The 18684-nt window shown below is 48.2% G+C and carries 9 protein-coding genes; 5 read left to right on the forward strand and 4 right to left on the reverse strand.

What is annotated here, in order from left to right:
- Window positions 1-39: 39 nt before the first annotated feature.
- Entirely contained in the window at window positions 40-5574 is a 5535-nt protein-coding gene (locus AC59JT_RS14985) for a carboxypeptidase-like regulatory domain-containing protein (protein ID WP_497400334.1), read from the reverse strand.
- A 422-nt stretch (window positions 5575-5996) separates the two neighbouring features.
- On the opposite strand from AC59JT_RS14985, the gene AC59JT_RS14990 reads away from it, so the two are divergent.
- The gene (locus tag AC59JT_RS14990) at window positions 5997-7544 is read left to right on the forward strand and encodes a sulfatase family protein (RefSeq protein ID WP_497400336.1); all 1548 of its coding nucleotides are present in this window, start codon (window positions 5997-5999) and stop codon (window positions 7542-7544) included.
- Window positions 7545-7666: 122 nt separating this feature from the next.
- On the forward strand, window positions 7667-10087 hold the full coding sequence (locus tag AC59JT_RS14995; protein ID WP_497400338.1) for an alpha-L-arabinofuranosidase family protein: 2421 nt from the start codon (window positions 7667-7669) through the stop codon (window positions 10085-10087).
- Window positions 10088-10147: 60 nt separating this feature from the next.
- Here AC59JT_RS14995 and AC59JT_RS15000 read toward each other — a convergent pair whose 3' ends face one another.
- Window positions 10148-11740, reverse strand: coding sequence for a glycoside hydrolase family 172 protein (locus tag AC59JT_RS15000; protein ID WP_497400340.1), 1593 nt, complete (start codon window positions 11738-11740; stop codon window positions 10148-10150).
- A gap of 90 nt (window positions 11741-11830) precedes the next feature.
- Here AC59JT_RS15000 and AC59JT_RS15005 point away from each other — a divergent pair, with 90 nt between their 5' ends.
- The 3 genes from AC59JT_RS15005 (at window position 11831) to AC59JT_RS15015 (ending at window position 16103) form a co-directional block, all read left to right on the forward strand.
- On the forward strand, window positions 11831-12913 hold the full coding sequence (locus AC59JT_RS15005; RefSeq protein WP_497400342.1) for a hypothetical protein: 1083 nt from the start codon (window positions 11831-11833) through the stop codon (window positions 12911-12913).
- Window positions 12914-13128: 215 nt separating this feature from the next.
- Window positions 13129-15165: a glycoside hydrolase family 127 protein gene (locus AC59JT_RS15010; protein ID WP_497400344.1), complete on the forward strand. Its 2037-nt coding sequence runs from the start codon at window positions 13129-13131 to the stop codon at window positions 15163-15165.
- Between the two features lie 74 nt (window positions 15166-15239).
- Complete coding sequence (locus AC59JT_RS15015; protein WP_497400346.1) at window positions 15240-16103, forward strand: AraC family transcriptional regulator; 864 nt, start codon at window positions 15240-15242, stop codon at window positions 16101-16103.
- A 4-nt stretch (window positions 16104-16107) separates the two neighbouring features.
- On the opposite strand, the gene AC59JT_RS15020 is transcribed toward AC59JT_RS15015, so the two are convergent.
- Together AC59JT_RS15020 and AC59JT_RS15025 are read right to left on the reverse strand one after the other, a co-directional pair.
- Complete coding sequence (locus tag AC59JT_RS15020) at window positions 16108-17061, reverse strand: sugar phosphate isomerase/epimerase family protein (protein ID WP_497400348.1); 954 nt, start codon at window positions 17059-17061, stop codon at window positions 16108-16110.
- Window positions 17062-17136: 75 nt separating this feature from the next.
- On the reverse strand, window positions 17137-18684 hold the full coding sequence (locus tag AC59JT_RS15025) for a carboxylesterase/lipase family protein (RefSeq protein WP_497400350.1): 1548 nt from the start codon (window positions 18682-18684) through the stop codon (window positions 17137-17139).

Consider the following 18684-nt stretch of genomic DNA (forward strand, 5'->3'; position numbering starts at 1 on the left):
GTAAGAGACCCCGCTTAGACGAAAACAAAACAAAATATACTATTTCATAGCAGGTAATTTATACTGCAAACTACCTATATCGCCCCCGGTACTTTGCCCCTGCATGTTAACAGTGTAACCCGCAGGTATATCGGCCGAATAGAATGATACTTTGGCTTTGCCATTGGCATCGGTAGTAATATTAGGCTCCCAATAAACGGTAGAGCGGTAATCGGGCATACCGGTAGTTGTGGTTTTTACGGCATAACGCGGACTGTAAAACTGCTGCGGCCTGGTTACCGGTAATGGCCTGTAGCTAGCCGTTGCCGGTTTAGGACCGCCGTCATACCAGCCGGCGCCGCTTATGGTAGTAATAAATACAATGGCGCCCTGGGTTTGAATATCCCGGTAACGCACAGCGGTAAAGTTATTTAATAGTGGATCGAACACAGGGCGTACGGTATAGTCTCCGCTAAATGCAACCTCCAGCCCTTTGATGTTTGAAACCGGGATGTTGCGTAAGGCCTCAATTACGTCATCGATAGTTGGTGTGGTATTGGGCAGATCTAATCTTAAAGGCGCTCCATCCATCCTCATATCGCGTGCGTGTATCATTTTATCGCTTCCAAATTTAAAAACCGGTGTAAATGAGGTTCGGCCTCTTTCTTCCACTTCTACCACATCCCGAACCCATATACCCGGTATTTTCTGTAGCAGCAGGTCCCACAAATTGGTAACTGCCGATACCTTGATATCTTTTTGATCATAAACCAAATCGGCATTACCCGATCCATATATGTTTCGCGAACCCGGTATTATTTTTTTGGCTTTGATGCCAACCTCGCGCAGTAGTTTACCGCTGGCCTTAAAATTAGCATCATCGGCCATTTCGGCTTTGCGTTTTATGTAGTTAAGCTGCACACTATCCGGGTTAACATACCAGGGCATGATCTGGTCGCGCAGGGTTAAAGGCACCGATGGAAATGTTGTACGGTCGACAGTTACGGCGCCAAAACTCATGGCCTTGCCGTTTTTGTTAAGGCCCTGCAAAAAGAAAGCGGTCGAGTCAACCGGGGGTAGTTTATCAAAAACATAGCGACCGTTGGCATCCGTTTGCGCCTTTAGCACAAAATTGGGCTTTTCTGATGATAACAAAACTTCTGCATTCGCTACCGGCTTATTTGATAGGTTGGTGACCAGCCCGGTTAACTTCATGTCCTTTTCAGGTTGAAATTCAATTTTACGCGTGGCGGGATCAAACGCGTCTTTCCAGTCATAAGCTGTCCACCCCTGTGTAAGCAGCAAGTTATTTAAAGCCGCCCAGGCATCTTTATCCTTACGGTCAAGGTAATAGCCGGGTTCTTCAATATGACCTTTTAAATCCGAATTTAGCAGCAGGCCGGCGGCAATATTGTTATTGCCAAGGCTATCCGGCCGCACCTGCGTATCATCAGTGACAGCCAGCGAGAACGTGCCCTGCACCGGCATACCGGTTTTATCTTTCACCTCTATCTCCAAACCAATGCTATCGCGTTTAAGGTGATTACTTTTGTTGGGTTTCATGTTAAAGTTCAGTGCATCCTTACGGTCAATAAACACGATGCGCTCGTTAAGCGGACGCTGGCCCCTGAACAAGGTAAAACGCGCTATGCCCGAAGGGAACAAATTTTTAGGCACTGATACGCCCATCGGGTTCAGGTTCACTTTTTCGGAGTAATAAACTGTGCCGCGCGATGTGCCCACCAGGTAGTAAGCACTATCAATAACCAGAGCATTGCCGGCGCCGTTAACGCTGATACTTAAATGATCATCCTGCTCGTAATTGCTGATTTGCATCACCGTGCCGTCGGTATTTACTTTTGGCAATTCAAACATTTTGGTGGTTGGCTGTATGATCTTTACCGAATAGGTTTCGCCCGCTTTAGGGGTAAAAACAAAGGAACCCATGCCGTTATGAATGGACGCGAAATCGGCCACTTTAATACCTTTGCTGTCGCAGATCTCGCCCATGACGGCTGCGCCCTTGCCATCTTCATTAATAGCTTTAAACCCAACTACCGAGCTAAGCCCTGCCACCAGCTGGCCACCTTCGGGTAAAAACTGCACATCGATTCTTTGTGAGCGGATGATGTTAAGCGGCACCTGCATGGTTCTGTCGCCATCAGCTTTTTCAACACCGACGATCTGTACACGCATGCGCCGGCCGTCGGCTTTGTCTTTTAGCTGCTGGGTAATTTTCAGGCCGCCGTCAATGTCTGTCAGCATTTGCTCTTTGTAGATGTAATGGTGGTCTTCGGGCAGGTTTTTGCGGTGCAGATCTTCGTAAACCCTCACCTCTACCTTGTGCAGCCCCAGTGGTAATTTATCGGGCTTGCTTAGTTTTAAATTTACCTCCAGTTGATCCTTATCGTTGACGGTCTTGATCTCGGATTTCGAATTTACTAACCAGGCATCTGCCACCGGCACACCTAAATAAAAACGCTGGGTAAACACATAGTCTTCGCCAAAATTGCGCATCCAGGTAGTATAAGCCCGCAGGTTTACGCCGCCTTCGTGAAATATGTCTTTAATAAGCGGAATTTGCGCCCAGGCCGCGCCATTCTTTACCGGCACACTTATGCGGCGCACTACATGTCCGCTATCATTAGCCAGCTCAACATATAATAACTTGCTTATGGTTGATGGGGTAAGGTTGGTGCCATTTACCACATAACTTTTAAACCACAGCGTATCGCCAATATTGTAGTAAGGTTTATCGGTATGCAGGTATACCTTTTCAACCGGCAGCTTTTTGCGCAGGGTATCTAATGATGCGCTGATGTTTTTGGCCACCGCGTCGCGGTTGTCGGCCTGTGGCATAAATGAGGTAACGGTGGCTGCTTCCACATTATACCTGAACACCTGGCGGCCCAGTTCGCCATCGGCATTTAAACCTTCTACAGTTACTTTGTAGGTGCCAGGGCCATCGGCATTAAAATAGTTAAAGCTGGTTTGGCCGTTAGCATCGGTTTTTAGGTAGGGGTTCCAGTAAGCGGTGGTGCGCAGGTCGGGTACTAACTCGTCTTGCGGGTTGGTGTACTTTGGCATATAAAACTCGCGCGCTTTATTAAAACCTTTGGGCTTTACGTTAGCAATGTTAAAGTTGTTTTGCTTACGCATGTACGTGTTTTTGGTATAGATCATTAACGATGCGCCGCCCAGGTAACTCATCAGGGGCAGGCTGGTACGTATCACGTCAAGCTTAAGCACATCCTCGGGCTGCACGCCACCGTCTAAAACTTCCGATGCTTCCTCGGGCAGTAATTTCCGGCCGTTCAAAATAATTTGCATGGCACCGTTGTAACGCGGGTCTATCACGCTGGCTAAAGCCCCGGTATTAACCCGTACGGCGGGCAGCGTGGCCTGCAGGTAATGCGCCAGGGTTTGAAAACGCTCGGCTTCTTCGGGTCTGACAACCACGGTCCTGTCTGCCGACGATGAATTGATCCGGTACAAGCCCTGCGGCGCCATATCAACTATTTTAACGCGCTTCTCGTTTATCCGTACCTCGCGCAGGCGCTGCACTTTATCCAGCTGACCAAGCTTTTCGTAAAGGTCGTCCTGCTTTTTGGCATTGGCAATGTAATCCTTCAGCGTAGTGCTCATATTGGTACTTACGTCGGCAATGTTGCGGTTTTTGGCCAGTTTTACTTTGGGTATGCTGTCGATAAATATCAGTGCCTTATCTGTCCCCTTTGCGGTATTGGCCTGTATGGCAAAGTTGATACTGTCGGTAGCGAAGATCTTATCAAACTTAAACCTGCCAAGGCTATCAGCCTTGGTTTGCAGCACAACGTTAGCTTTTACAGCCATTAAGGTTACGTTAGCGCCCGGCATGGGTTTGTTGCCCAACGTGTGTACCTTGCCCGATATGGTGGTACCCAAACCCTCTATATCAAACAGCGGTTTAGCTTCCGTGCCGTTTATAATATCCTTCCATACAAAACGGCGATAACCCTGGGTAAGCATCAGGTTGTCCAGCGCCTTGTCAACTCCTTCGGCGTTGGTAAAGTAATAGTTAGGTTTTTCTATGTAGCCTTTCAGATCAGATGTTAGCAATATGTTGGAGAAGATGGTGTTCTCGGCACTTTCTTCCGCAGGCACCTTGCTCTCGTTAACCACGCTTACCGAAAAATTGCCGAAGGTAGGTTCGCCTTTGCTGTTTTTGGCGTTTAGCAAAACTTGTATCTGTTCCTTGCTTTTGTAGCTGGCTTTGGCGGTTTTAAGGCTTAGCTGTAAATGATCATTGTTTTTAATAAAAGCTATACGTTCGTTCAGCGGTTGGTTATTGCTATCAAACAAAGTGAACTGTGCTATGCCTGTCGGGAAATCTTTTTTAGCCAGCCATATGGATGTAATGCCCTTATCAATTTTAAACGATGTCGCTAACATATTGTCGCCGCCGGTTTGCGCTACCAGGCTTAGTGTTGGCTGGTTTTGCAGCTGTTTGGCCGCTGTGTTTACGCGCACCAAAACACTGTCTTTATTAGGCTGATAGATGCTGAGCACAAAACCATCATCCTGCGCTTTGGGCAGGGCCAGGCTTTTTGTTGAACCATCGGCAAAAGTAATTTTAGCGGTATAGGTTTTACCGGCTTCGGGATGTAAATTGAAGCTACCCATACCTGCATGCATGCTTTGTACCAGGGCAACTTCTTTACCCTCGTTATCGGTAACATTACCTTTGATCTCAACGCCCGCACCATTCACGCCCACGGCCTTAAAGCCTACCCGCGAGTTGATACCATTTACCAGGTTACCACCTTCGGGGAAAAACTGCACATCGCTTTGGGTTAGGTTGGCTACTATCGGGAAGTTTTTGTCCACCCTATCGTTAGCGTTATTACGGATGGTGGTTTTGATATAAGCCCCGCGCAGGTCAACATTATCTTTATTGGCTATACTCACCAGCAAATTTCCTTTATCGTCGGTTTGGGTTGATTTTGTCCAAACCACCTTGCTGTTTACCATAATGCGGTATTCTACATTTTTATTGGCGAGCGGTTTGCCGGCATCGTCTGTATAGGTTAAGGTAGCCTGTAGCTCGGGCTTGCTGCCTTCGGTTAAATACTGATAGTCTACCTTGCCGTTCACCCCTTGGTTAGCTACAGATGCAACGGCAATGGTTCTGTCGAAAAAATAATCCTCACCGGCATTACGCATCCAGCGCGTGTAGGCCCGCAGGCGGTAGCTTCCCTCCGTAAAATCATCCGCCAGTACAAAATCACCCATTACCATACCCGATGTTACCGGCAGTTTTAGCGACCGGATAACCGAGTCCTGCTCGGTAACCAGGTCAACATACAAAGCCCCGCTTAGCGCCGAAAGCTGGTGCTTGCTACCCGCCATTAAATAACCTTTAAACCAAATGGTATCGCCCAGGGCATAATACGGCTTATCGGTATGCAGGTAAATTTTTTCCTGCAGGTTTTTATCCGTCCAGCGTTGCAGGGCAGCAACAATTTTGTCGATCGGGTCATCTGCCTTTGGTTTAAAGGCGGCGAACAACAGTAATGCACAAAGCATTACGGCGCTAATTGGGAGGGCTTTTTTCATAGGTGATATAGGGTAGTTCTATTTAGGTAAAAGCCTTACTGTTGGGTGCGCGGTAAGGTATTAGGTTAATTGTATGATAAAGCTAGATAATAAAAATGAATGTTGCAACAAAAATTTGCAAAGTTGCTGCAACTTTATGCATTTTGTTGCATAAACGTTTAAGCAGGCCCTAAACAATAGTATTTACGCCCGAATAGTGCGAAATGTTAAATGATCCGTTAACAATTTGTAAATGTCAGACACAAAATCGTTGCCTATTTTTGCGCGTAAAACCGCGTTATCGAGAGATAATGTTAAAAATGTGCGACCCTGGCGGGCATCATCGCGAATGAGACGGAACGACGTGTTTTTGATCGGTTCACTGTCAATAAAAATAAATAACTTGTGTAACCCAAATTATAAACAAAATAGCATACTATACCATGAAATTTAAATTTGCTGTCGCGATAGCATTATCCGTTTGTGTTACGGCCCATGCTTCGGCTCAAACCGCGCCTATAAGTCAGCCCGGCGCTTCGCTAAAACTTATTAAAACCGGTACCGGCAAACCGCGTAACATTATATTTATCCTGGCGGATGATCACCGTTATGATGCCCTGGGATTTCTGCATGCGCAGGATTTTATCCAAACCCCCAACCTCGATCGTATGGCCAAAGAAGGCGCTTACCTGCCCAACGCTTTTGTAAATAACTCGTTGTGCTCGCCATCAAGGGCTACTATATTGACCGGCCTGTATTCGCATAAGCATACGGTTATCGATAATAATCACTCGGTACCCGCCAAACTGATATTCTTCCCGCAGTATTTGCAGGCAGCCGGTTACCAAACAGCCATGGTGGGCAAGTGGCACGCCGGTAACGATGGCGACGAACCAAAACGCGGCTTTAACTATTGGGTATCGTTTAAAGGACAAGGATCATACCTGCCCGAGAAGAACGGCCTGAATGTTAACGGCAAGCATGTAAAGCAAAAAGGTTATATCACCGATGAGCTGACCGACTATGCCCTTAACTTTTTAAACACCCGCAAAAAGGATAAACCCTTTATGCTATACCTGGCCCACAAAGGCGTGCATGCCGATTTTGTGCCGCGCGAACAGGACAAAGGCAAAGCCGATCAGTACACCTTTAAACCACCCCTTACTATGGACCCTGCCAACCTGAAAGGTTCGCCGATGTGGGTGCAAAACCAGCGTAACTCGTGGCATGGTGTTGATTTCCCTTATCACAGCGATTTGAACATCGGCGACTACTATAAACGCTATGCCGAAACCCTGTATGGTGTTGATGCCTCGGTTGGCCGTGTGATGGATTATTTGAAAAAAGAAGGCCTGCTGGAATCAACCCTGATCGTTTATATGGGCGATAACGGTTTCCAGTTTGGCGAACATGGTTTGATAGACAAACGCAATGCTTACGAAGCATCTATGCGCGTGCCCTTACTGGCCTATTGCCCGCAAATTATCAAACCGGGAACCGTTGTTAACCAGGTTGTATCAAACATTGACGTGGCCCCAACCTTGCTGGAAGCCGCCGGCCTTAAACAGCCGAAATACATGGATGGCCTGAGCTACCTGCCGCTGCTGCAAGGTAAAACCGTTGCCAAATGGCGCGATGGCCTGTTGTATGAATATTACTGGGAACGCAATTTCCCGCAAACGCCAACCATGCATGCCCTGCGCAACGACCAGTTTAAATACATCCACTACAACGGCATCTGGGATACCGACGAACTGTACGACCTGAAAGCCGATCCGGAAGAAACCACCAACCTGATACGCGACCCGAAATATACCGCCACCGTTAAAAGCATGAACACCCTGCTGTTTAAAATGCTGCAGGAATCGGGCGGTATGTATATGCCACTACAAACAGACGGCGCTGGTCAGCAAAACCTGCGCAGGAAAGCGGGATCGCCGGAGGCAAAATTTCCCGAGTACCTGATGCGTAATAAAAACGCACGCAATTAGCTGGCTGCCCAAAACTTAAGGGCAATGTTGTGATAAAATATATCAAATTTGTACAAGTATGGCGCTATCACAAGCGCCATATTTGTAAGCGATCAATTTATATATCAACCATAAAATCCCGTATGTTAACCAGCTCCCGCATTGCCTTAGCGAGTATAATTGCCATAGGCGCATTACCACTATGCAGCCAGGCCCAGCAAGCCCGCATTACTGTAGATGCCGCCAAAGTAACCAACACCATCCCACGCCTGCTATATGGCTCGTGCATTGAGGATGTTAACCACGAGATATACGGCGGACTGTATGACCAGCGCCTTTATGGCGAAAGCTTTGAGGAGCCAAAACCCGGCTCGCGCTTTACCGGCTGGAAAACCCTTGGCGGCGAGTGGACCAACATCCCCGACGGCGTACGCATAGGCCGCGGCGAGGGTTATAAACTGCTAAGCGATAAAGGCAACGCGGCAAACGGAACCATATCCACACAGATCAAATTCAACACACCTACGGGTACCGCCGGCTTTATTGTACGCGTAAGCAATGAGCGTATAGGTGCTGATAGCTTTAGCGGCTATGAAATTGGCCTTGACCCCGGCAAGCAAACCATGCTACTGGGCAAACACCGCGATAACTGGAACCTGATCAAAGAAGAAAAAGTCAGCTTTAACCGCAGCGAATGGAACACCATTAAAGTGCAATTGGATGGCGCCCATATCCAGATATTTCTGAATAACGATACCAAACCCGTAATTGATTATACCGATCCTCGTCCGTTATTAGAAGGCAAAGTTGGCCTGCGCACTTATGCTGCCGATGCCGATTTTCAAAACGTTACCATCAATGGCGATAAATTAACTTTCCCGGCCTTGCCATCGTTGGATCTGAGCGGTATATGGGATGATATCAATACCACCAAAACCGGCGTGCTTAAAATTGATGGCGCTAATGCCTATACCGGCAAACAATCGCAGATCATTCAGCATATGGGTGGCACGGGTAAAGTGGGCATTGTAAATAAGGGACTAAACCGCTGGGGCATCGGCCTGCGTAAAGGTCAGGTTTTCGCGGGGCGGATATATATTAATCCCGAGCAGGTTGGCGTGCCGGTTACGGTGGCTTTGCAAAATGCGACAGGCACCATTACCTACGGCACGCAAACTCTTCGCGCCGGCAAAAAAGGATGGAACAAATATGTGTTTAACCTAACCAGTAACGCTACCGACCCTAAAGCCCGCTTTGCCATATATCTTACCCAAAAAGGCAAAATATGGGTTGACCAGGCGGTGCTGATGTCTACCGGTAAAGATCAGTTTAAAGGCTATCCGCTACGCGCCGATATTGCTACCAAGATGCAGCAACAGGGCCTTAACTTTTTGCGCTACGGTGGCACGATGGTAAACGCGCCCGAATACCGCTGGAAAAAAATGATTGGCGACCGCGATAAACGCCCGCCATATAAAGGCCATTGGTACCCTTACTCATCAAACGGTTTTGGTATTGAGGAGTTCATACAGCTTTGCGAAGCCGCGGGCTTTGAACCGGCCGTGGCTATCAACATTGAAGAAACGCCGCAGGATATTGCCGATATGGTGGAATACCTAAAAGGCAGCATCAGCACTCCTTGGGGTAAAAAACGCGCGGAGAACGGGCACCCGGCACCATATAAGATCAATCACCTGGAAATAGGCAACGAAGAGATACTATTTAACACGCGCGATGAGGCCCAATACAAACATTATGTAGAGCGCTTTAACCTGCTGCACGATGCTATTAAAAGCAAAGACAAAGGCATCAAACTGATCAACGCGGTTTGGTGGCGCCCGGAATCAAAATTCTCGGAATACATTTTTAAAGAACTAAACGGCAAAGCCGATTACTGGGACCTGCACGTTGGCGGCGACAACCCGCGCACCGGCGAAGAGGTTGATCGCGACCTGACCCAAATGCATAACCTCTGGCTAAAATGGGACCCGAACACCAAAATGAAAGTCGCTATTTTTGAAGAGAACGGCGGCACCCACGGCATGGCCCGCGCGCTGGGCCATGCCTCAACTCTTAACGCGGTACGCAAGCACGGCGAGTTTGTAATAACCTCGTGCCCTGCCAACGCCCTACAGGCCCTGGGCCAAAATGATAACGGCTGGGACCAGGGGCAGATCTTCTTCACGCCATCGCAGGTATGGGGCATGCCCCCTTTCTACTCGCAGCAAATGGCGGCTGCAAATCATTTACCGCTACGTGTTTCCAGCGAAGCTGACAACGGCCTTGATGTAAGCGCCACCCGCAGCGAAGACGGCAAAACGCTCATCCTGCACATTGTAAACGCTGCTGAAAAAGAAGTAAATACATCGGTACAACTAGCCGGGTTTGATAAAGCCAAAACTTCGGTACAGGCAACTACGCTGGCTGCTGGTTTAAGGGAAGTTAATACACCCGAGCAACCTGATAGGATAAGCCCTAAGAAAACGACCGCACAGGTAAGTGGCGGACAGTTAAGTTATACTTTCGCTCCAACATCGTATACTATTTTGAAGTTTGAGCGCTAAGCTTCCATAAACAAAAAGAGCCGCCCGATAAGGCGGCTCTTTTTGTTTATACTATATGGACTACTTAGTTTCTACAGGCAAAGCCGTAGGCGTACTTTTATTGGCAGACGCGCTGCTCTTAGCCCCTGAAGCCCCATACCAATACGTAGTAGCCGCAAAATCGGCATCGCCGTTTTGCCAGCCCAGCATTTCAAGTTTGTAAACAAAGTTTTGTGTAAAGGGCACCGCATCCAAATTACGCGTACGGGTGAAAGTGTTATGGCCGAAGGAATCATTTTTATCAGCCCGCGGCGCGTTGGCAAACGGGGTTTGATACAGCACCACAGGCGCCCACGAGGTGTTATAATAATCTTCGGCACCGGTACCATATTCTGTTGGGAAGGTGGCGCCATCAACCCAAAGCTTTTGGTCGCCTTCGCCGTACCATTTGTGCATGTGGTTGTAAACGGCCAGGGCGTCGCCTACAAAAATGCCTTTGCCGGTTATACTGTTCAGCGTCCATTCTTTGGGGCCTTCTTTTTCTGCGTGTTTAATGGCTACGTTGTTTTCGGCTTTCCAGTCGGCGTGGAAGTAGAGGCTGTTCTTGTCCCATTTCCAGTCGCCGGTTACCAGGGTTATGGCTACGCGTACTTTGGCATCAGAGGGATTATCAACGGTAACCGTCACTTTTTTCTTGTACGGCATAACCCAGCGGCTTATCAACAAACTATCGGCGGTAATGGTTCTGTACCAGCTCTGCAGCGGTTTAGCCCCTACGCCCGCGCCGGCAAAATCGCCCACCGGGCACCAAACAGTTTCTTCGCCATCAAAAGAAATTCGCAATATCATGGAGCGCAGTAATTGCTCATAACCGGCTTGCTTTTCGGGCGTTATTTTTATGGCGAGGTATTTAACTGCACCCGCCGAACCGGCGCGTTCTACCGTTGCACTTGTTCCTTTTTCTAATACAAACGGCGACGGTCTGCCGGTTAAATTTTCGGGGGCCAAAAGTTTGTTATTCACCTTGTCGGCCAGTTCATGCATACTGCTAAAATCAGCCATGGTAAAAGTTTTCACTTTAGTGCCTTTGGCGTAGGTGCGATAATTTACCTGGTAATAGCGGGGCTGAAAGTCGGTATCCTTATCCTCAAAAGTTATTTTGCAGTGTTTGGCGTACGGCATGGGCAGGTATAGCGTGTTGCCGCCTTTTTCTTTAGGCTCGTAGCTGGAGTGTGGTTGCAGCAGCGCCTTGCCCAGGTTAAGGCCGCTTTGCATCAGGTCGTAAGCGGGGATGGTAATTTCGGGTTCGGCATTGCTGTCAAAGTAGATGCGGATGGTACCATTGCGTTTAAAGGTGGTAAGCCAAAACCTTACCACGGCGCCGGGGCCGTCGGCATCCATCATTACCTGCTCTTTGCGGCCGTTGGTGGTTTCGGTGCGAATGTATTGCGAGCGGTCATCATTAGCATACCATCCGGGCTGGTTTTCGTTAACCGATTTACGGTCATAACTGCTGGCCTGGTATTCGCGGTAATCAAACGCAGGCCATTTGGCCACAGCACTAATATCGCCCAGCTCAGTTAATAATGATTGTAGCGTTACGGTATTTTTTTGTGCGAAGCTATTAAACGCGACCGTGCATAAAAGCAGGGCAAGCAGATATGGATTTTTCATAATCGGTTTTCATAAAATTAGTAAAAGGCATTAACAAACCTTACATTTTTTTGCTGCGGATGTTATTGTGTAAATTAGCACAAACCAATTATGACGATGTTGAAACGCCTGCTGCTTTTTACCACTTTACTGATATCCGCACTAAAACTAAGCGCGCAAACCGCCGCATGGATACGCCCGGCGAATGCAAAGAGTCCGGCTGTTTGGGGTATTAAAGGCGGTTTGGTTTTTAGTATCTGGCCTTCGGCGATTGAGGGAGACAATCAAGATGCCGGCGGTCCGCGCGGATTGATAAGGGTGGGGTATGAAAAGGGCGGCAAGGTTTACCTGATCAATTTTTTGGCGATAGAACCCGTGGTTGATGGCAAGATGGAATTTAGCGAAATATCCAACTCGTTAATAGATAACCGCTGGGGTAAGTTGATGTGGGCGGGCGATAACGAAAACCAAAGCGAATACTTTGCCGGCGCCCATACCCGTGGCGTAATTTCGCATCCTGACAATGCGCATCCCGAAGTACAAGAACTATCCATTTACCTGTTCATCGAACGTTTTATGAACGGCGCGCACCCCTACTTTCGCCTGTCTATCCGCAGCGATAAACCGGGCGAACTGGGCATCCAAATTTTTAACCACAAAGGCAGCGCCGTAATGCAACGCTGCGCCATTAGCGCCACCATGGGTAACTATGGCCGCCTGCGTAATTTGTATTTGAAGGACGGCGTGATCAGCTCCAAAGATGTATACAAAGATTTTGAGGGCATAGATTTTATTGAAAAACCGGGCTATCCCGCCACACGCATGCTGCACGACAAAAACGGCAACCTGATAGCCATTGCCGAATCCGATGAAACGCTAACCCAACTAACAAGCTGGCCTCAAACCGAGGCCTACAAGGCTAAAGCAGGCTGGCGCTATCGCCCTAATTTTAAGCTTACGCAATATTGGCGTAAGGATGGCGGTAAGTTTGACCCGTCGCTGCACATACGTGTTAACGGTCGCGCTAAATACTGGGCGGTGGCCAGTCCTAATAAAAACGATTACGTGAACCTTCCAGGCGGACCGGCGTTTGAGAATTTTGAGTTGCGGGAGAATTATTACAGCGGGCAGCAGTTTTATTTTGGGTTGACAGAAATAGGGGTTGAGGGGTTGATGAAAAAGGATATTAAATAAAACATGCTCTTTTTTGCATTAGCGATAGCAGCGGATACCGGCCTCGCGCATAAGGCCTGCAGGCGTATGAGCAGATAGCGCGGGCCGCAGGTAATGCCAAATCAACAACAGCCTCTGTCAACCCTGTGCCAAAAACGGTTAAATTTGTTCAATAAATTACGGCGCTTAAAGTTCAATTTGCGGCATCCGATTTATACAACACATACACCAGCATTATGGCGCGTTTTAACAAATATTTTATCCCTTGTGTGATAGGTTTGCTTGGCTTTTCGGTAAGTGATACCGTAGCCCAAACCACCAAAATTATCAAACCCTTAAGCTTTGAGCAGGTGCGGGTTGACGACGCTTTTTGGAGCCCGAAACTAAAAGTTTGGAGCACCAAAACGGTTTATGATGTGCTGGATAAACTGGAAGGCAAATACGAACCCGACCGCCAGGACATTATCAACGAAAAAGCCAAATGGGGCCGTACGCGCAACGCCTTTTTAAACTTCGATCTGGTGGCGCAGGGTAAAAGTAATACTCAAACGCACGATGGCCCACCATGGTACGATGGTTTGGTGTATGAAACCATACGCGGCGCGGCCGATATTTTGGCCGAATACCCGGATAAGGCGCTGGAAGCTAAAATTGACGGCTATGTTGGCCGCATTGTCGCCGCCCAGGCTGCGGATAAGGACGGCTACATTAACACCTACACCACCATGATGCGCCCTACGCAGCGTTTCGGCACCAATGGCGGCGACGATAACTGGCAGCACGATGTTTATAACGCGGGCATGCTGATAGAAGCGGGTGTGCATTATTACGAAGCCACCGGCAAAACCAAGCTGTTAAATGTGGCTGTGAAGCTGAGCAATTATATGTGCCGTTTTATGGGCCCGGCACCCAAAAAGAACGTGATCCCCGGGCATGCCGGGCCGGAAGAGGCGATTTTGAAACTATCGCAATTGTTTAATGCCGATCCTGCCCTTAAAGCCAAAATGAGCGAACCCGTTAACCCCGATGCTTACTTTGCCTTAGGAAAATTCTGGATTGAAAACCGCGGGCATTACGAGGATATGAACGGCACCACCCGCCAAAACTTCAAAGCTTACGGACAGGATAATAAGCCGATGTTCGACCAAAAAACTATTGAGGGCCATGCCGTGCGTGCCACCTTGTTTGCTACCGGCGTCGCAGCCAATGCTTTGGCAACTAAAGATCAGCGATACATCATCACCGCCAACAACTATTGGGATAATATGATTGGCAAGCGCCTGTTTATTACCGGCGGCGAGGGTGCCATACCACAGGATGAAAAATTTGGCCCGGATTATTTTTTGCCCGAGACAGCTTATGGCGAAACCTGCGCCTCAATAGGCGCGGCCTTCTTTAGCGCGCGCATGAACGAGCTGCAGGCCGATGGCAAATACATGGATGAGTTTGAGCGGGTGTTGTATAATAACCTGCTGTCGGGCGTATCATTATCGGGCGACAAGTATTTTTACGAAAACCCGTTGATCTCGACCAACCACAAACGCTGGGCCTGGCATGACTGCCCTTGCTGCCCGCCCATGATATTGAAAATGATAGGCACTTTCCCTGAATATATTTATGCTACAGGTCCTAATGCAGTTTACGTTAACCTGTTCATCGGCAGCGAAGCGCAGCTGAACGTGGGCAAAATCAAAGTACAGTTAAAACAAGTTACCGGCTACCCTTGGAAGGGCAATAATACCATCACGGTTAACCCGGGTGTTACGGCTAGTTTCGCAGTAGATGTTCGGGTGCCGGGATGGGCGCAGGGTAAAGAAAACCCCTTCGATCTGTATACTTCTAACCTTAAACAAACCGTGAGCTTTAAACTTAACGGCCAAACCATTAAACCAAAAATAACAAACGGCTACGCCACAATCACCCGCACCTGGAAAAAAGGCGACCGCATTGAAATGATCCTACCCGTAGAGCCTCGTTTGGTTGCAGCGCATGATTCGGTGCAGGCCGTTAAGGGTAAGCTCGCTATTGCGGCGGGGCCGGTGGTTTATGGGTTTGAGTCGGTTGATAACCCGGGGTTGAAGGATTATAAGCTGAACGCTACCGCACCTTTAAAAATGGAATATAAAGCAGGTACGTTGAATAATGTAAATGTTATAACCGGCCAGGCTGTTGATGGCAGCGGCAAGCAGGTAAATTTTACCGCCGTGCCTTTTTATTCTTTCGGCAACCGGGAGCTGGGTGCACCTTACCAGGTTTGGATGACCACCAAATAGCTTTTTGTTTTTAGCCGATATATGTATACATTAGATGGCATCCGTGTTAAAGCCGGGTGCCATTTGCATTTAGTATGAGGATCTTCCGCGAAAACATTGTAAACCCCGACAACCTTATTGTAGTTAAGGAGGAGCGTTTTAAATACAATGATTTCCCCTTCCATTTCCACCCCGAGTACGAGATTATCCTGATACTGGAAAGTGCAGGCAGACGTATTGTGGGCGATAGCATTACCGAATATAGCGCCGTTGACCTGTGCATGTTCGGCAGCAATTTGCCGCATACGTTTATAACCCGCGGACTGAGCAATAACGAAGCCGTGCACCAGGTGGTTATCCAGTTTCATGAGAATTTTTTAGGCCCGGGATTTTTTGATCGCAAGGCTTTCCAGGCTATTAAAGAATTACTGCAACGTTCATCGCGCGGTATTGTGTTTGACGGGCTAACGCGACAAAACCTCACCAACCACATCATTAAACTGGCGGAAGCTACCGCGACCGAAAAGATCATCGGCCTACTGGATATTTTAAATACGCTATCCACCACCGCCGAGTACACGCTACTATCAAGCCCCGGCTTTATGCAAAGCCTTAGCATGGATAGCTCCAGCCGCATGAGTGTGGTTTATGATTACATTTTGCAAAACTACAAGCGCGATATTACGCTGGATGAGGTAGCCTCATTGGCCTTTCTTTCGCCTTCGGCTTTTTGCCGCTATTTTAAAAAGTTTACCCGCAAAACCCTATCTGAGTTTATGATCGACCTGCGCATTGGGCACGCCTGCAAACTGCTGCAAAATAACAGCATGGGGATATCGCAGGTAAGTGTGGAAGTGGGTTTTAATAATGTAAGCTACTTTAACCGCAAGTTTAAAGCTATAAAAGGCTTAACGCCGATGGAGTATCAGCGCCAATTTATAGTGCGGAAGGCGCATTAGCATTCTACAACAATTCATGCTTTTTTAAGAGCGATTTCAACACTGCTACATCCTGTTCCATGTGGCCTATAACCTCATTTTGCGCCATACTTAATTTAGTTGCGCCTTGGTCGACACCACCTAATGGGTATTCATAATGTAGCACTAGGGGGCCTTTAATATCGTACTGTTTCAGCAGCGAAAAATATTTGTCGAAATCTACCGCACCTTCGCTCAGCGGTACATTTTGCACCACCCATTTGTCTGCTTTTTTTACCCAGGTAAAATCTTTTATGGTGATGCAATTGATATACTTTTTAATAAGCTCCATATTTAGCGGCCAGGCTTTGGCACCATCAACCGTGGCATGGTTAATATCAAACTGGCAGCCGATGTATTTGGGATCAAGATCTTTCAACACTTCCCAAAGGTCCCATATCGAACCTCCAAACAGATCGGTGTGGTTTTCATAATCGCCATGAATGTTGTACCGGGCATTTAGTTCGGCCAATAGTTTAAAGTCTTTTTTAAACACATCGATATTAGCGACAGGGCTTAGTTTTTTATCGTAGCTATACCAGCCCATGCGGTAGTTTTTAATGCCCAGTTGTACCGCGGTGCTGAGTATATCGTCAGTGTATCTATCATTGGCATGCACAATGCCAGTTGTAAACGTGTGCACATTTAATCCCGCTTTTCTGATAGCTTCCACACAACGCGGCAGGTCTGTTTTCACCCGCTCGGGCAACACATGCCCGCCCGGGCGCACAGTTATGTCTATGCCATCAAAGCCCAACTTAGCCGACAGGGCAGCCATATCCGTATAGTTTAACCATTGTAGGTTTTTAGAGAAAATATTAATGCTGAAGTTTTTGTCGGCGTGCGTAGGCGTCGCAAACAAACTATTTGTAGCGAAGGGTACGGTTAGTAAACCCAGTGCCGATGTTTTAATAAAGTCCTTGCGGGAAATGTCTTCCATTTCACTAAAATTACCGCTAATATCCCAAACAAAAAAGCCCCGCGATAATCGCGGGGCCGGGTATAGCACAATTAACTACTTATTAAAAAACGTATCCATTAACACATAGCGTTTCAAATTCTTCTCCCCTTCCGAGTGGCTGTTGGCGTCGATCACCATCACCTTCGGTATACTGCTTTGCAAGCCGAACCATTTTGGCAGGCCATCGCCGTTGGGGTTGCCGTTCTTCACAAAATTTACAAAATAGTTTTGCATGGTTTCTGAGGCTTTGTAGTCGTCGGCTGTCCAGTTAAAGGCTTTGATGAGCGGCAGGTTGCCCAGCGCGTATTCAATGTCCGAAGCGTGAGTAGCGCCAAGATATTTATCAGTGGTTGCAGGCGCGCCGTTAGGTATCGGGCGTTTCTGCGCAAATAGGTAACGGTAAACCGGGTGACCGTTCGTTTTGCTATGCAAATCAATAAACTTCCAGGTAGCGTAAGCAATAAATCTGTCAGATGCCAGATCGGTAGCCACTTGCTCCACATCGGCTTCGGTGGCCGGGGCGTATGCTTTCAGCATTTCGTCGGCACGGTTGCCGTATAGTTTTTTAACGGCCGCGGTGTAGTTGTCCATGGTCGGCGCGTTCTTGTCCAACAGCGAGTGATAGTTTACTTCGGCGCTGTTCCAACCGGCTAACAACGGTATATCCATTTGTTTGCCGGTGGCGAATATTTGCTGTGGCGATTCGGGCAGGAAATAGCCGTCAACCGCTGTCGGAAAGCCATATGGCGTAGCCAGTTCCAACAATTTTTCAGCCGGAATTTTACGCAGATCAGCCAATGAAGTCGCCCCTATTTTGGCGGCAAACTGGCTGCCGCGTTCTTCCACTTCTTTTAATGGCGAGGGCGACAAATTACCCAACATCGATCCACTCTCACCAATAGCGCCTCTAAATAATCCTTTAGACAATGGTGAAGCCATCTGCGCGCAAACCGACATGGAACCGGCCGACTCGCCCGCTATGGTCACTTTATTCGGGTCGCCGCCAAAGGCCGCTATGTTTTTCTTCACCCAAACCAGCGCCTCATGCTGATCCATCAGTCCGTAATTGCCCGATGCTTTGTTGGGCGATTCTTTCGTCAGTTCGGGGTGCGCCAAAAAGCCGAACACGCCCAAACGGTAATTCACCGTCAGTGTAATAATACCTTTTTTGGCCAACACTTCGCCGTCGTAACGATACTCCGAGCCATCGCCCGCGCGTAGTCCTCCCCCATAAAAATAAACCAGCACCGGTAGTTTTTCGTTAGCGCTTTTGGCGGGTGTCCATACGTTCAGGTACAGGCAATCCTCGCTTTTGCCCGAACTTCTAAACAGCATGTCGGCCCATATAAATGGCTGCATAGCCTGGCCGCCAAATTTATCCGCTTTCTTGACGCCTATCCAGTTTTTAACCGGCTGGGGGGCTTTCCAACGCAGATCGCCAACAGGTGGCTGGGCAAAGGGGATGCCTTTAAACGAGCGCACGCCGCTGGCTTCGGTAACGCCTTGCAGCGTGCCGTTAGTGGTTTTAACCTGCGGCCCCTCGCCCTGCGCAAACGCCGCGAAACCGTTTATCATCAACAGTAAAAAACTGAGTCTTTTCAT

It is taken from the genome of Mucilaginibacter sp. A3364 (assembly GCF_059690715.1).

Bases quoted from the DNA above. Each gene is read 5' to 3' on its own strand.
- AC59JT_RS14985 (WP_497400334.1), bottom strand. From the start codon at position 5,574: ATGAAAAAAGCCCTCCCAATTAGCGCCGTAATGCTTTGTGCATTACTG.
- AC59JT_RS14995 (WP_497400338.1), top strand. From the start codon at position 7,667: ATGTTAACCAGCTCCCGCATTGCCTTAGCGAGTATAATTGCCATAGGC.
- AC59JT_RS15000 (WP_497400340.1), bottom strand. From the start codon at position 11,740: ATGAAAAATCCATATCTGCTTGCCCTGCTTTTATGCACGGTCGCGTTT.
- AC59JT_RS15010 (WP_497400344.1), top strand. From the start codon at position 13,129: ATGGCGCGTTTTAACAAATATTTTATCCCTTGTGTGATAGGTTTGCTT.
- AC59JT_RS15020 (WP_497400348.1), bottom strand. From the start codon at position 17,061: ATGGAAGACATTTCCCGCAAGGACTTTATTAAAACATCGGCACTGGGT.
- AC59JT_RS15005 (WP_497400342.1), top strand. From the start codon at position 11,831: ATGACGATGTTGAAACGCCTGCTGCTTTTTACCACTTTACTGATATCC.
- AC59JT_RS15015 (WP_497400346.1), top strand. From the start codon at position 15,240: ATGAGGATCTTCCGCGAAAACATTGTAAACCCCGACAACCTTATTGTA.
- AC59JT_RS15025 (WP_497400350.1), bottom strand. From the start codon at position 18,684: ATGAAAAGACTCAGTTTTTTACTGTTGATGATAAACGGTTTCGCGGCG.
- AC59JT_RS14990 (WP_497400336.1), top strand. From the start codon at position 5,997: ATGAAATTTAAATTTGCTGTCGCGATAGCATTATCCGTTTGTGTTACG.